A 14738-nucleotide genomic window follows, 5' to 3' on the forward strand; every position below is an offset into this window, starting at 1 on the left:
ACCCATCCCCCTAGGCAAGCATCACAACAGAATGAGTAAATGTTCATCTAAGCATTTCTTTACAACCGAGCTCCCTATGTAAGCATCTCAACTTATGTGAGTGATTATCGATCTATGGCTCCCTTTTCACAAAAAACTAGCAGGGTGTTACCACCCTGCTAGTTCAACACATCACACTTTATTTATTTTGTTCTTTTTCTTCAATCGCTTTTAACATTAACTCAGTCATACCAGCTAAATCGTATTTAGGATCAAAGCCCCACTCTTTACGAGAGTAGCTTGTATCAATATTATCTGGCCAACTATCTGCAATTGCTTGACGTGCTGGATCCACTTCATAATCTAAAGCAAAATCTGGATAATGCTTTTGGATTTCAGCTTTAATTTCTTCAGGTTCAAAGCTCATAGCACTTAAGTTATAGCCATTACGCGTAACTAATTTATCTGCATCTGCTTCCATTAATTTAATAATTGCATCAATCGCATCATCCATATACATCATATCCATGTATGTGTCTTTAGCAATATAACTTGTATAACGTCCGCTTCTTACCGCTTCGAAATAGATTTCAACCGCATAGTCCGTCGTACCGCCACCTGGTTCTTTAACATGAGAAATAAGTCCAGGGAATCTCACACTACGCGTATCGACACCAAATTTTGTGAAATAATATTGGCATAATAATTCACCAGCAACTTTATTCACACCATACATTGTAGTTGGTTGTTGGATTGTATTTTGAGGTGTATCTTTCTTAGGTGTTGAATCACCAAACGCACCAATAGAACTTGGTGTGAAGAAATGTAATTCATATGTTCTAGCAGTTTCTAATGCATTCATCAAACCGCCCATATTTAAATCCCATGCTAATAATGGATTTTTCTCAGCAGTTGCTGATAATAAAGCCGCCATATGCATTAACGTATCCGCTTTAAAGTTCTCAACACTCGCCATCATCGCTTCACGATTCGTAACATCCAATACTTCAAACGGTCCATTATTAACCGGTGAGTCCTCTTCCGGTTCTCTAATATCCGTAGCTAAGACATTGTCATTTCCATAAATTTCTCTACATTTTAATACCAGCTCAGTACCAATTTGACCAAGCGCTCCTGTAATAACGATTCTTTCCATAAATAAAAACTCCCTTTGTGTGTTTAGCACGAATAATTGTCCTTTTAGGGTGTACATATTCCCTATTTACATGCTTATTATAATATAAAAGCGCTTTCTTGTATACTCAGAAAGTACATTCTTTATAAATCTATTTCTTTTTGAAAAGTCAGAGATTCTTAGGTATCGTAGTGTTTGATTTATTAATCATTTTTAAATTTATCGTAAATAATTGAATGCGTAAGCTTTAAGACGGGTGACTTATGCTAATATAAAAATGTAAATTCCATATAATAAAGGAGGCAAATATGAAGCGATATCTTGTTCCAATCTTAATACTATTTTTTATCGTATTTGGTATCACTATGGGTACAACGTATGCTGCTGAATCGGCATCAATCCAATCAAACAACACCACAGCAGTATCACACACAACATCACAAGAAGCACCATCAGTAAATGCTTACTCGACGAATAAGGATACGGCAATAAAGTCTGATGTAATTTCACATCATGATGACATCACATCGTCGTCTCAAACGACGCCACATCGTGATGTTGCAACGTCTACAACACAACATACAACTTCAGAGAAACACAATGCTTCATCTCAGGGTTCTGCCTTTTCAGACGAAAAAGCATTGCCTGAACCGACTACAAATGAAGTTCAATCGTCGCAAGATACTAAGGTAAACACATCATCTTCAACAACTGAAGCTTCTAAGTCAGCACAAGGTACACCGCCAAAGGCATCTACACCAGCAAAAGTTACCTCATCGCCTGAAGAAGCAACGCAACAACAAAGTCATGATGTTGCTATATCACAACACGCAACACCTGTTTCAAAGCAAGCACCTAAACACAGTGATGCTACTTCAAAGCAAACAGCTATGAAGACGAATGATGTTACTGCGAATAAGAAAGTAACAACAGCTTCTAACAACAAAGATAAACACACAATTTTACATACAAATGATATTCATGGTCGTTTCGTTGAAGAAGATGGTCGTGTCATCGGAATGGCTAAAGTAAAGGGACTCAAAGACAAATATCATCCTGATTTAATGGTTGATTCTGGCGATGCATTTCAAGGATTACCTGTTTCTAACAACTCTAAAGGTGAGGAAATGGCTAAAGCTATGAATAATGTCGGTTACGATGCGATGACTGTCGGAAATCATGAATTTGACTTTGGCTATGACCAATTACTTAAATTACAGAAACAGTTAAATTTCCCTATCATTTCATCCAATATCTATAAAAATGGCAAACGTATTTTTAATCCTTCCACAATCGTAACTAAAAACAATATCCGTTATGGTATTGTGGGTGTCACAACACCTGAAACCAAAACTAAAACATCACCTAGCGCAGTTGAAGGTGTAGAATTTAAAGATCCGTTAACCAGTGTCAAACAAGCTATGAATCAAATTAAAGATCATGTAGATATATTCGTTGTCTTATCACACTTGGGTGTGGATAAATCAACACAAGAACGTTGGCGTGGTGATTATTTAATCAAGCAGCTGACGAAAGACCGTTCATTTACACAGCCTATCTTTGTCATCGATGGTCATTCACATACAGTCATTGATCACGGTCAACACTACGGTGCTAACAATATACTCGCGCAAACAGGAACAGCCCTCGAAAATGTAGGCCGTATTGATTTTAATTTTAAAGATAAGCAAGCAACGAATGTCGAAGCATCATTAATTAATGTCGCTGATGCTGAGCATGTGACACCTGACTCACAAATCGAAGCACAAACTAAGAAAGCAAATGATGCGTTCTTGAAAGCAACATCCACTGTCGTTATCCCTAATAATACAGTGAAGTTAAATGGCGAACGCGCACAAGCACGTACACAAGAAACCAATTTAGGGAATTTAATTACAGACGCTATGGAAGCATATGCCTCTAAACATTTCTCACACCCTTCTGATTTCTCAATCACTAACGGCGGTGGCATACGTGCTTCAATCGACAAAGGTAAAGTTACAGAAAATGATATTATTACTGTATTACCATTCGGAAATTTAATTTCTCAAATTCAAGTTAAGGGCTCAGATGTGTTAAAAGCATTTGAACATAGTTTAAGTGCTGAAACGGATATGCAAGATGGTAAGAAAGTCTTAACTGCTAATGGTGGTTTCTTACAAATTTCTGATTCACTAAAAGTATATTACGATATCGACAAAGCATCTGGACAACGTATTAATGCAATTAAAGTATTGAATAAAGAAAATGGTCGCTATGAAGATTTAGACCCTAACCGAACGTATTATGTAACAACAAATGATTTCACGGCTAATCAAGGTGATGGCTATGATATGTTTGGTGGTCAACGTGAAGAAGGCATCTCATTAGATGAAGTTGTCGCGCAATACATTAAAGAAACCGATTTGAATAAATATGATACAGTTGAACCTGTACGTATTATCAACGGAGAGCCTGAAAGTGCTGAGCAGCCAAATACTGGTGAAGCAACTCAAGATAGTAACAATCATTCAACAGGTCACGCAGGTAGCGGTCAACAAACACCAAATAATAATACGAATGATGACTCGAAACACAATAGTCATCATGGACAACAACCAGCGCATAAAGATACACATCAAGCCAACGGAAATATCATCGAACTTCCTAACGTAGCTAATGGTGGTCATCAACAAATGCAAATGCCATCATGTACTAATGGGAAGCATCACCATAATGATGCACAGCCAATGGTCATCAACACTAACCATACATCTACACATCATCATTGTGGTTATCCTGTAGCTTCAAATCATTACAACAAAGTGATTCAATTATCAAATCACGCCTTTGAACAGCATGCAGGTGCGTACCATATGATGCATCAGCAAAATCATCACACGAGCAACGCAATTCAAACAATGGCGCTCTATAATGAATCATTAACACAGCTACCTAATACAGGTAATACAGGTGATACATCAGAACATGGTATCGCAATCTTACTTGTTGTAACTGGAACTGGATTGATATATTGTCGTCAACGCAAAAAATCAGCATAATTTTTGATAGATAATAAACCGTGAATGGGACACTAAATGCATTGTCTCACTCACGGTTTGTTGTCTTTATATTAAGATTGTTATGACACCCAACTATTTATCCTGCTTTTCAATCGCTTTTTTATAAAAATAATTAGCAACCACTATATCTACAATAGCAAGGCCAACAGATTTAAAGAGTGTCACTTCTTCATCACTCTCACGTCCTGAAATTTTACCTGCAACAATATCACCAAGTTCGCCATGTAAAGATGCTTGTGTGATAATTCCTTCTTCTTGAGGTACCTTTAAATCGCCTGTTTCTTCCATTGCAGCTTCAGTAGATTCAACCACAATTTTGTTAGCTACCATCATTGATTCAGTAGGTAATTCCTGCATATCTGGTTTGAAAGAGCCTACTGCATTTAAGTGAACACCTGGATGTAAAGTATGAGCATATACGGGATTATTCGAATTTGTAGCAGTTACTACAATGTCCGCTTCTTCCATGGCATCATCCGCTTGATCAAAGACTTTCGTTGCGACATGATATGTTTCCGCTACTTCTTGTGCTAATACTTCCGCATTCGATGTCGTACGACTTGAAAAGTGAATCATATCGATATGTCTCACAGCCATAACTGCTGCAATTAAACCTCTAGCCTGATCACCAGCACCAATGACACATAACGTTTTAGCATCTTTGCGAGCCAAGTATTGCGTTGCTACGCCTGAAATTGCGCCAGTACGTATTTGTGTTAAATAACTACCATCTAACACAGCAAGCGTTTCTCCCGTCTCATAGTCACTTAAAAGGACTGAACCTGTTATCGTTTTCTTACCCTTTTTAGGGTTATCAGGCGCAAATGTAACGGTTTTGATGCCAACGATTTTAAGATCATCGGATAAAGCTGGCATGACTAAATAGCGATTATCATCATTAAATGGTAGAACATAGCGTAGTGGCGTTTCTGTCTTACCTTCTGAGAATGCTTTTAACGAATTGGCAACTTCATCAATCACTTCTTTCATATCTAGTAATGCTCGTTGATCTTGCTCATTCAAAACTAACATATTAATTCCTCCATCAAATGCTTTGTCGTTATTCATTATTTACCCGTCAAGCCACTCATTTATCATCTTATTATGTAACACTTTTAATTCACGTATGTTGATAGGATGAAAAGGCTAATTTAACTTGCTTAAACTATTCATTTTGATTGAAGCGCTTCGTTTCCCACTTTAATCTACAAGTCCTTCATCATAATAAGTAGCGTGATTATTTAGAAATACACGCAAACTATGATGGTAATATACTAACTTTTCATCCGCTTCTTCGATTGGCAACCAACGTAATGTTGAAATTTCATCTTTCATTTGAATTTCTGTTGTATAATCATGTACTTGTGCTTTAAACATAATAAAAAGCGTATGGACATTCATTTGTGTCGATTTACCTTCATTAATACTAACCACGTCTTTAACTTCAATAGCTAAGCCTGTTTCTTCTCTAACTTCACGTTTCAATGCTTCAACTAACGTTTCTCCATACTCAACTTTGCCACCGGGTAGTGACCAGCCACCACCATCTGTATTATGAACGAGTAAAATATTTCCTGCTTCATCTTGTATCAATGCATATACTACTTTTAAATCTTTCATTCATCCAACCTTCATTCATTAGAAATTTCAAATCGACTTACTAAATTACCATTCTTTTTGACATATGGTTCGATTTCATATCCGCCATGTTTTTTAATCACTTTTTGTGAGGCAGTGTTCTTAGGATTTGTAGTCATTAATACTTTGTTTACACCTAATTCTTTTAACAATAGCTTCGCCTCTTGCAACATAAATGAAGCAATGCCGTGTCCTCTACGTGACTGACACACGCCGTAACCCACATGTCCGCCAATGTTTACTAAGCGTCGATTTAAGTGATGACGAATATCGACTGCACCAACAATAGCTCCATTTTCAAAGCAAAATAGTGTGGTCGTTGGTACCCAATCATCATCAACCTCTATATTATTTAAATGGTCTACCATGTGCTCAAATGACTCATACTTCGACAAGTCTGTGTTGGAAGGCACTATGGGTTCATCATGAACATACCATTCTTGGAGGTACTTCATTAAAGCAACTTTATCTGAATAGCTTAACTGTCTTAGATTTAGCATTAACACACCACTTTCTAAATTATATGTTAATTTGATATTTCACATTATAAGATGATGAACTATAACATTATTTTACCAAAATAAATATCTCCACCTCATCTATTAGCAAACGACATTTTGAGTTATCTTTGTTAAATCACAATAAAAATAGACTGAAACGATCATAATCGTCCCAGCCTAAAAATGACTCTCTCTTATATCATTATTTAATTGTACCTAGTTCTTTACCAACTTTTTCATAGGCAGCAATTGCTTTATCTAACATTTCTTTCGTATGCGCTGCTGTAGGCATATTTCTTACACGTCCTGTGCCACGTGGTACTGTTGGGAAGACGATAGATTTAACATATACACCTTCGTCTTTAAGACGTTTACTAAATTCTTGTGTTTCTTTTTCGTCTCCAATAATAACTGGCGTAATTGGTGTTTCTGATTCACCAGTATTGAAGCCAAGTTTAGCTAAGCCATCTTTTAAATATTTCGCATTATCCCATAATTGATCGTGTAATTCAGTAGAAGCCATTAATTTTTTCACAGCTTCAGTAATTGCTTTAGTATCTCCAGGGGCTAATGAAGTTGAGAATAAGAATGGTCTTGATTGAGCTTTTAACCAGTCGATAAGTTCTTTAGTACCTGCTACATAACCACCAACTACACCGATTGCTTTTGAAAGTGTACCGATTTGGAAGTCGATTTTATCTTGTAAACCGAAATGTTTAACTGTACCAGCACCTTTACCCATTACACCTGAACCATGCGCATCATCAACGTAAGTAATTAAGCCAAATTCTTCAGCAATTTCAACGATTTCAGGTAATTTAGCAACGTCTCCGTCCATACTAAATACACCATCTGTGATGTACATAACTTTATTATATTGACCTGATTCAACAGCTTCTTTCGCTTTCGCTCTTAAATCATCCATATCTGAGTGGTTAACACGGATGATTTTAGCTTTAGATAAACGACATCCATCAATAATAGATGCGTGGTTTAATTCATCTGAAAGGATTGCGTCATTTTTGTTCATTACTGCTGAAATAGCTGCCATGTTACAGTTGAATCCTGATTGATAAGCAATAGCAGCTTCAGTACCTTTGAACTTAGCTAATGTTTCTTCTAACTCATCATGTAAGTCTAATGTACCGTTAATTGAACGTACAGCACCAGCACCAACACCGTGTGAATCAATTGCATGTTTAGCTGCAGATTTTAAATCTTCGTTTGTTGCTAGTCCTAAATAGTTATTTGATGATAAATTAATATATTGTTTCCCATTGATTGTAATTTCTGGACCATTCGCACCTTCGATTGAATCGATTTCGTTATATAATCCATTGTCTTTTAAATATTGAATATTTTCTTCTAAAAAGTTGTGTAGTGATTGAACCATATTCATATCCCCTTTGCATTTATTTATCAACATAATCATAACTGATTTTTCTTGAACATGAAAGCACTATCATTCCAGTTAATTCAATATATTGAATATTCTTTACGTCATGTACAACTGTTCATACAACATGTATATTTACCTTCATTTTCCAGAAAATACCGAATTAATCTATTGAGTTGAATTAGAATTTGATATACTAAAATTCATAATAATTAGGAAGAAGTGGTTCATGTGTTAGATTGGTTTCAATTAGCCAGTAATAAGGAAAATAGAATGATTCAGATGCGTCGCTATATGCATCAATATCCTGAACCTTCTTTCGAGGAAACTTGGACGCATAACTATATTCTAAATCAGCTTAGTCATCTTGATTGTAAAATTGAATCACCTATTGGACGTAATGGCATTAAAGCAACATTCAAAGGTAAAGAAGAAGGGCCAACGATTGCATTTCGTGCTGACTTCGACGCACTACCTGTACAAGAACTTAACGATGTACCTTACAAATCTAAGAATGATGGATTGATGCATGCATGTGGTCATGATGGTCATACTGCGATATTATTAGGCGTCGCTGAGATTGTGCATGAACACCGCCATTTATTAAAAGGAAATGTGGTCTTTATCTTCCAATATGGTGAAGAAATTATGCCAGGTGGCTCTCAAGAAATGATTGATGATGGTTGCTTAAATGGTGTTGATAAAATTTATGGTACCCATTTATGGAGTGGCTATAGTACAGGTACGATTTATTCAAGACCTGGTGCGATTATGGCATCACCAGATGAATTCTCGGTTACAATTAAAGGTAAAGGGGGCCATGGCGCTAAACCGCATGAAACCATTGACCCCATTGTAATTATGGCTGAGTTTATTCTCAGTGCGCAAAAAATTATATCTAGAACAATCGATCCTGTTAAAGAAGCTGTTCTTACATTCGGAATGATTCAAGCTGGATCGTCTGATAGTGTTATTCCCGATAGTGCTTTTTGTAAGGGAACTGTGCGCACATTTGATACAGAATTACAATCACACATTCAACATAAGATGGATAAACTATTACAAGGCTTGGCTCTAGCTAATGATATCACTTACGACTTAGAATACATTCGTGGCTATTTACCAGTACACAATCATGTCAATGCATATGAGGTAGTCAAACAAGCTGCAAATGACTTACATCTACGCTTCAATGAATCTGAGTTAATGATGATTGGTGAAGACTTTTCTCACTATTTAAAAGTCCGCCCAGGGGCATTCTTCTTAACTGGATGTGGTAATAAAGATAAAGGTATTACTGCACCACATCATAACCCACATTTTGATATAGATGAAGCTGCATTTAAGTATGCTGCTAGTGCGTTCTTGAAAATATTAGAAATTGAAAATGTGTTTTAAAATTGAATCGTTTAACTTAATGGAACAATGAGGCTGGGACAAAAATAATATAATGAAGCTATTTTGCAAATTCACAGTAGCTGACTGAACTGAGAAGGCGCTTAATTCGAGCTTTTCTCAGTTCTAGTCATCCTTGCGGGCGGGGCCCCAACAAAGAGAATTTCATCAAGAAATTCTACAAGCTAAGCAAGCTGGGAGTGGACAACGAATTTAAAATGAATTCTGTCCCACTCCTATTTTCATATAAAAGGAAGTAATATTTATATATAACAAACTGTGATAGCCATAGTTATTAATCATATAGAAACACAATAGTGCTTATTTTTGAGCATATAATAAAGAGACTAAAACAAAATGAATTGTCTTAGCCTCTTTAAACATTTAGGCAGTAGCTGACTGATTTAATTTTAAAATGCGCTTAAATCAAGAGTTTTTCAAATCTAGTCATACTTGACGGCGGTGCCCCAGCAAAGAGAATTTCATCAAGAAGTTCTACAAGCTAATCAAGCTGGGAAGAGACAACGAAATTATTTAATTTCTGTGCTGTTACCAAAAAAAAGACTCCCTTAAAGGGAGTCTTTGAAATAAAGAATAATTAAAATTATTCGATGATTTCAGTTACAACGCCTGATCCTACAGTACGTCCACCTTCACGGATTGAGAAACGAGTACCGTCTTCAATCGCGATAGGAGCGATTAATTCTACTGTCATTTCAACGTTGTCGCCAGGCATAACCATTTCAGTACCTTCTGGTAAGTTAACAACACCAGTTACGTCAGTAGTACGGAAATAGAATTGTGGACGATAGTTTGTGAAGAATGGAGTGTGACGTCCACCTTCGTCTTTAGATAAAACGTATACGTCTGCTTTGAATTTTGTGTGAGGTGTGATTGAACCTGGAGCAGCTAATACTTGACCACGTTGTACGTCTTCACGAGCAACACCACGTAATAATGCACCGATGTTGTCACCAGCTTCAGCGTAGTCTAATAATTTACGGAACATTTCTACACCAGTAACAGTTGTTTTAGAAGTGTCATGGATACCAATGATTTCAACTTCTTCACCAACTTTGATTTGACCACGTTCAACACGGCCTGTAGCAACAGTACCACGACCAGTGATTGAGAATACGTCCTCAACTGGCATCATGAATGGTTTGTCAGAATCACGTTCTGGAGTTGGAATGTACTCATCAACTGCTTGCATTAATTCTAAGATTTTTTCTTCGTATTGAGCATCGCCTTCTAAAGCTTTTAATGCTGAACCAGCGATTACAGGTACATCGTCACCTGGGAAGTCGTATTCAGATAATAAGTCACGTACTTCCATTTCAACTAATTCTAATAATTCTTCATCGTCAACCATGTCAACTTTGTTTAAGAATACTACTAATGCTGGTACACCAACGTTACGTGATAAAAGAATGTGTTCACGAGTTTGTGGCATTGGACCGTCAGCAGCAGATACTACTAAGATACCGCCGTCCATTTGAGCAGCACCAGTGATCATGTTTTTAACATAGTCAGCGTGTCCTGGGCAGTCAACGTGAGCATAGTGACGTTTGTCAGTTTGGTATTCGATGTGTGCAGTATTGATTGTGATACCACGTTCTTTTTCTTCTGGAGCGTTGTCAATCATATCATATGATTGTGCTACAGTGTCACCATTTTTAGCTAATACAGTTGCGATAGCAGCTGTTAAAGTAGTTTTACCATGGTCAACGTGACCGATAGTACCAATATTGGCATGTTCTTTTGAACGATCAAATTTTTCTTTTGCCATTATTAAATCTCTCCTATTCTAGTAAAAGTTATTTCAATATTATCTCTCATGATAGTTTCTCACCATCATGAGACATAATGATTGTTAGAATTCATAATTCATTTATAATGCATTTTCAGTAAAAAATCAATTCATAAAGGTGTTTGCTTAAAGAATAAGCATACGCTGTATTTTACCTAGAAAATCTAGTTAAAACAAGTTTAATTATTCACCTTTATTTTTTTTGATGATATCATCAGCGATTGATTTTGGAACTTCTGCATAGTGATCGAAGTACATTGTGTAAGTACCGCGACCTTGAGTGTTAGAACGTAATGAAGTTGCATAACCGAACATTTCTGAAAGTGGTACATAAGCGTTAACAACTTGTGCATTACCACGAGGTTCCATACCATCAACACGTCCACGACGAGCTGTTACGTCACCCATGATATCGCCCATGTATTCTTCAGGCATTTCGATTGTTACTTTCATCATTGGTTCTAAGATAACTGGATCACATTTTTTAGCAGCTTCTTTAAGTGCTAATGATGCAGCAATTTTGAAGGCCATTTCTGATGAATCGACATCATGGTATGAACCATCAAATAATTTAGCTTTAACATCGATTAATGGATATCCAGCTAAGACACCGTTTTCCATAGCATCTTTAAGACCAGCTTCAACTGATGGAATGTATTCACGAGGAACTACACCACCAACGATAGCGTTTTCGAATTCGAAACCTGCGCCAGTTTCGTTTGGTGTGAATTCAATGTGAACATCACCGTATTGACCACGACCACCAGATTGACGAGAGAATTTACCTTGAACTTGTGCAGATTGCTTGAATGTTTCACGGTATGAAACCATTGGCGCACCTACATTACATTCAACGTTGAATTCTTTCTTCATACGGTCAACTAAGATGTCTAAGTGTAACTCACCCATACCACCGATGATAACTTGTCCAGTTTCTTCATCTGTGTGTGCATGGAAAGTAGGGTCTTCTTCTTGTAATTTAACTAAAGCTTGAGTCATTTTATCTTGGTCAGCTTTAGATTTAGGTTCTACTGATAAGTGGATAACTGGTTCAGGGAATTCCATTGATTCTAAGATAATGTCATTCTTTTCACCACATAATGTGTCACCAGTACCTGTATCTTTAAGACCAACTGCAGCAGCGATATCGCCTGAGTAAACAGTATCGATTTCTTGACGTGAGTTAGCGTGCATTTGTAATAAACGACCTACACGTTCACGTTTGTCTTTAGTTGAGTTCTTAATGTAAGAACCTGATGTTAAAGTACCTGAATATACACGGAAGAAAGTTAATTTACCAACATAAGGGTCAGTCATAACTTTAAATGCTAATGCAGCGAATTCAGCTGAATCGTCTGGTTTAGCAATTACTTCTTCTTCAGGATTGTCAGCACGGTGACCAACAATTGGTTTAACATCTAAAGGTGATGGTAAGTAGTCAATTACTGCGTTAAGCATTAATTGAACACCTTTGTTTTTGAATGCTGTACCACAAAGTACTGGGTAGAATTCTACGTCAGTAGTTGCTTGACGGATAGCATCTTTTAATTCTTCAACTGAAATTTCTTCGTCACCAAGATATTTTTCCATTAAATCGTCGTTAGTTTCAGCAACTGCTTCGATTAAATTAGAACGAGCTTCTTCTGCTCTTTCTTTGTGATCTTCAGGAATTTCAATTTCGTCAATTTCAGTACCTAAGTCGTTTGTATATTTGAAACATTTCATTTCAACTAAGTCAATGATAGCTTCAAATTCGTCTTCGGCACCAATTGGTAATTGGATAGGTGCAGCGTTAGCATCTAAACGATCATGTAATGTGCTTACAGAGTAATCGAAGTTAGCGCCTAATTTATCCATTTTGTTTACGAATACGATACGAGGTACACCGTATGTTGTAGCTTGACGCCAAACTGTTTCAGTTTGAGGTTCTACACCTGATTGCGCATCAAGTACAGTAACCGCACCATCAAGTACACGTAATGAACGTTCAACCTCTACAGTGAAGTCTACGTGTCCTGGAGTATCGATAATGTTTACACGGTGGCCATCCCATTGAGCTGTTGTAGCAGCTGATGTGATTGTAATACCACGGTCTTGTTCTTGTTCCATCCAGTCCATTTGTGAAGCACCTTCGTGTGTTTCACCAATTTTGTGGATACGACCTGTATAGTAAAGAATACGTTCAGTCGTAGTTGTTTTACCAGCATCGATGTGAGCCATGATACCGATATTACGAGTGTTTTTCAAAGAAAAGTCTCTAGCCATTGTTTTTCTCCTTCCAGTAATTACTGAATAAGTACTATTGAATATGGCGATGCCCTAAGCATGAGCCATCTTATTTGGTAAACCAATGTGACGGAACACACTCAGGGTTAAAGCTTTAATCTTACCAGCGGTAGTGAGCGAATGCTTTGTTCGCTTCAGCCATTTTGTGAGTGTCCTCACGTTTCTTAACGGCACCACCTGTATTATTAGCAGCATCTAAGATTTCGTTAGCTAAACGATCTTCCATAGTTTTTTCACCACGAAGACGCGCGTAGTTTACTAACCAACGTAATCCTAGAGTCGTACGACGTTCAGGGCGAACCTCAACTGGTACTTGGTAGTTTGAACCACCCACACGACGAGCTTTTACTTCTAATACTGGCATAATATTGTTGATTGCTTCTTCAAATACTTCTAAAGCATCACGACCACTGCGTTGTTCTACAAGGTCAAATGCTGAATAAAGAATTCTTTGTGCTGTTCCGCGTTTACCATCTAACATGATTTTGTTGATCAATTTTGTAACTAATTTAGAGTTATGAATTGGATCTGGTAATACGTCTCTTTTAGGTACTGATCCTTTACGAGGCATAATTAAAATCCTCCCTTCCTATTATAGTATATTATTAAAAATTGAAATTAAAATTTACACAATCTTAAACTTAATTTTTAGGTTTTTTAGTTCCGTATAATGAACGGCCTTGTCTACGTCCGTCAACACCTGAAGTATCAAGTGCACCACGTACGATGTGGTAACGCACACCAGGTAAGTCTTTTACACGTCCACCACGTACAAGTACTACACTGTGTTCTTGTAAGTTATGGCCGATACCAGGGATGTATGCGTTGATTTCAATATTGTTTGATAAACGCACACGTGCATATTTACGTAACGCTGAGTTAGGTTTTTTAGGTGTCATAGTACCTACACGAGTACAAACACCACGTTTTTGAGGTGAGTTTAAGTTAGTAAATTGTTTCTTTTTACTATTAAAACCTTTGTTTAAAGCTGGTGAATCTGATTTTTTAGATTTGCTTTGTCTAGGTTTACGTACTAATTGGTTAATAGTTGGCATTGAAATGTCCTCCTCTCTTCACTTTTTAATTCCACACATCCGGGTGGTTCATTTTTAGGTTAAATAAAATTTAGTAAGCAAAATACTTACTAATTCTCATTCAATAACGCAACAATGGTTGCATTAACATTAATACCTACATAGTTACCTAAAGCATGTTTGCTTTGATAATAAGTGATAGGTATATTTTTATGATTGATTAAACTAAATACGTGAGCTAACAAATGTACCTCAACGTCTTGAGCAATAATCAAAGATGCAACTTGATCTCTATTTAACGCTTTAAGCGTTTCTTTAAGACCAACTACATAGTGTTGTTTGTTAAAGCGTGCAACTTTTTCATTAGACATTAAAATATCCTCCAAAGTTCTGCTTGCATCAACCTTTACAATAATAACACTTATTGAAGTATCAAGTCAACATTTTTTGTAGACTTTTTACTCATTTTAAAAATTAAAGAACGAGAGCGAGACTACCTCTTT

12 protein-coding genes are annotated in these 14738 nt (G+C 36.8%); 2 read left to right on the top strand and 10 right to left on the bottom strand.

All coding sequences use genetic code 11. The features are described 5' to 3' along the window. Positions 1-178: 178 nt before the first annotated feature. Entirely contained in the window at positions 179-1135 is a 957-nt protein-coding gene (locus HMPREF3239_RS02645; RefSeq protein ID WP_053031048.1) for an L-threonine 3-dehydrogenase, read from the bottom strand. A 287-nt stretch (positions 1136-1422) separates the two neighbouring features. On the opposite strand from HMPREF3239_RS02645, the gene HMPREF3239_RS02650 reads away from it, so the two are divergent. Then, complete coding sequence (locus tag HMPREF3239_RS02650) at positions 1423-4155, top strand: 5'-nucleotidase C-terminal domain-containing protein (protein ID WP_070854623.1); 2733 nt, start codon at positions 1423-1425, stop codon at positions 4153-4155. A gap of 93 nt (positions 4156-4248) precedes the next feature. Here HMPREF3239_RS02650 and HMPREF3239_RS02655 read toward each other — a convergent pair whose 3' ends face one another. The 4 genes from HMPREF3239_RS02655 to HMPREF3239_RS02670 form a co-directional block, all read right to left on the bottom strand. Further along, a complete protein-coding gene (locus tag HMPREF3239_RS02655) occupies positions 4249-5208 on the bottom strand; it encodes an ornithine cyclodeaminase family protein (protein ID WP_070854624.1) in 960 nt (319 codons plus the stop codon). Between the two features lie 168 nt (positions 5209-5376). Continuing rightward, on the bottom strand, positions 5377-5796 hold the full coding sequence (locus HMPREF3239_RS02660; RefSeq protein ID WP_053031042.1) for an NUDIX hydrolase: 420 nt from the start codon (positions 5794-5796) through the stop codon (positions 5377-5379). 11 nt (positions 5797-5807) lie between these two features. Beyond that, positions 5808-6314, bottom strand: coding sequence for a GNAT family N-acetyltransferase (locus HMPREF3239_RS02665; protein WP_070854625.1), 507 nt, complete (start codon positions 6312-6314; stop codon positions 5808-5810). Between the two features lie 202 nt (positions 6315-6516). Continuing rightward, a complete protein-coding gene (locus HMPREF3239_RS02670) occupies positions 6517-7707 on the bottom strand; it encodes a glycine C-acetyltransferase (protein ID WP_053031038.1) in 1191 nt (396 codons plus the stop codon). A gap of 234 nt (positions 7708-7941) precedes the next feature. On the opposite strand from HMPREF3239_RS02670, the gene HMPREF3239_RS02675 reads away from it, so the two are divergent. Beyond that, the gene (locus tag HMPREF3239_RS02675; protein WP_070854626.1) at positions 7942-9108 is read left to right on the top strand and encodes a M20 family metallopeptidase; all 1167 of its coding nucleotides are present in this window, start codon (positions 7942-7944) and stop codon (positions 9106-9108) included. 601 nt (positions 9109-9709) lie between these two features. Here the strand turns inward: HMPREF3239_RS02675 and tuf are convergent. The 5 genes from tuf to HMPREF3239_RS02700 form a co-directional block, all read right to left on the bottom strand. Further along, positions 9710-10894: an elongation factor Tu gene (tuf, locus tag HMPREF3239_RS02680; protein WP_070854627.1), complete on the bottom strand. Its 1185-nt coding sequence runs from the start codon at positions 10892-10894 to the stop codon at positions 9710-9712. A 204-nt stretch (positions 10895-11098) separates the two neighbouring features. Continuing rightward, positions 11099-13180 (bottom strand): elongation factor G, encoded by a 2082-nt coding sequence (gene fusA / locus HMPREF3239_RS02685; RefSeq protein ID WP_070854628.1) that lies wholly within the window; start codon positions 13178-13180, stop codon positions 11099-11101. A gap of 121 nt (positions 13181-13301) precedes the next feature. Beyond that, positions 13302-13772, bottom strand: coding sequence for a 30S ribosomal protein S7 (rpsG, locus tag HMPREF3239_RS02690; RefSeq protein WP_001137495.1), 471 nt, complete (start codon positions 13770-13772; stop codon positions 13302-13304). A gap of 70 nt (positions 13773-13842) precedes the next feature. After that, positions 13843-14256 (bottom strand): 30S ribosomal protein S12, encoded by a 414-nt coding sequence (gene rpsL / locus HMPREF3239_RS02695; RefSeq protein ID WP_053031033.1) that lies wholly within the window; start codon positions 14254-14256, stop codon positions 13843-13845. Positions 14257-14345: 89 nt separating this feature from the next. Continuing rightward, a complete protein-coding gene (locus tag HMPREF3239_RS02700) occupies positions 14346-14606 on the bottom strand; it encodes a ribosomal L7Ae/L30e/S12e/Gadd45 family protein (protein WP_053031031.1) in 261 nt (86 codons plus the stop codon). Positions 14607-14738: the final 132 nt, after the last annotated feature.

The sequence above is a fragment of the Staphylococcus sp. HMSC34C02 genome (genome assembly GCF_001838705.1).
GTDB lineage: Bacteria > Bacillota > Bacilli > Staphylococcales > Staphylococcaceae > Staphylococcus > Staphylococcus borealis.

What these genes read in the sequence shown, in the direction of transcription:
- HMPREF3239_RS02645 (WP_053031048.1), bottom strand. Translation starts at nt 1,135, where the DNA reads ATGGAAAGAATCGTTATTACAGGAGCGCTTGGTCAAATTGGTACTGAG.
- HMPREF3239_RS02650 (WP_070854623.1), top strand. Translation starts at nt 1,423, where the DNA reads ATGAAGCGATATCTTGTTCCAATCTTAATACTATTTTTTATCGTATTT.
- HMPREF3239_RS02700 (WP_053031031.1), bottom strand. Translation starts at nt 14,606, where the DNA reads ATGTCTAATGAAAAAGTTGCACGCTTTAACAAACAACACTATGTAGTT.
- HMPREF3239_RS02670 (WP_053031038.1), bottom strand. Translation starts at nt 7,707, where the DNA reads ATGGTTCAATCACTACACAACTTTTTAGAAGAAAATATTCAATATTTA.
- HMPREF3239_RS02660 (WP_053031042.1), bottom strand. Translation starts at nt 5,796, where the DNA reads ATGAAAGATTTAAAAGTAGTATATGCATTGATACAAGATGAAGCAGGA.
- HMPREF3239_RS02655 (WP_070854624.1), bottom strand. Translation starts at nt 5,208, where the DNA reads ATGTTAGTTTTGAATGAGCAAGATCAACGAGCATTACTAGATATGAAA.
- tuf (WP_070854627.1), bottom strand. Translation starts at nt 10,894, where the DNA reads ATGGCAAAAGAAAAATTTGATCGTTCAAAAGAACATGCCAATATTGGT.
- rpsL (WP_053031033.1), bottom strand. Translation starts at nt 14,256, where the DNA reads ATGCCAACTATTAACCAATTAGTACGTAAACCTAGACAAAGCAAATCT.
- fusA (WP_070854628.1), bottom strand. Translation starts at nt 13,180, where the DNA reads ATGGCTAGAGACTTTTCTTTGAAAAACACTCGTAATATCGGTATCATG.
- HMPREF3239_RS02665 (WP_070854625.1), bottom strand. Translation starts at nt 6,314, where the DNA reads ATGCTAAATCTAAGACAGTTAAGCTATTCAGATAAAGTTGCTTTAATG.
- rpsG (WP_001137495.1), bottom strand. Translation starts at nt 13,772, where the DNA reads ATGCCTCGTAAAGGATCAGTACCTAAAAGAGACGTATTACCAGATCCA.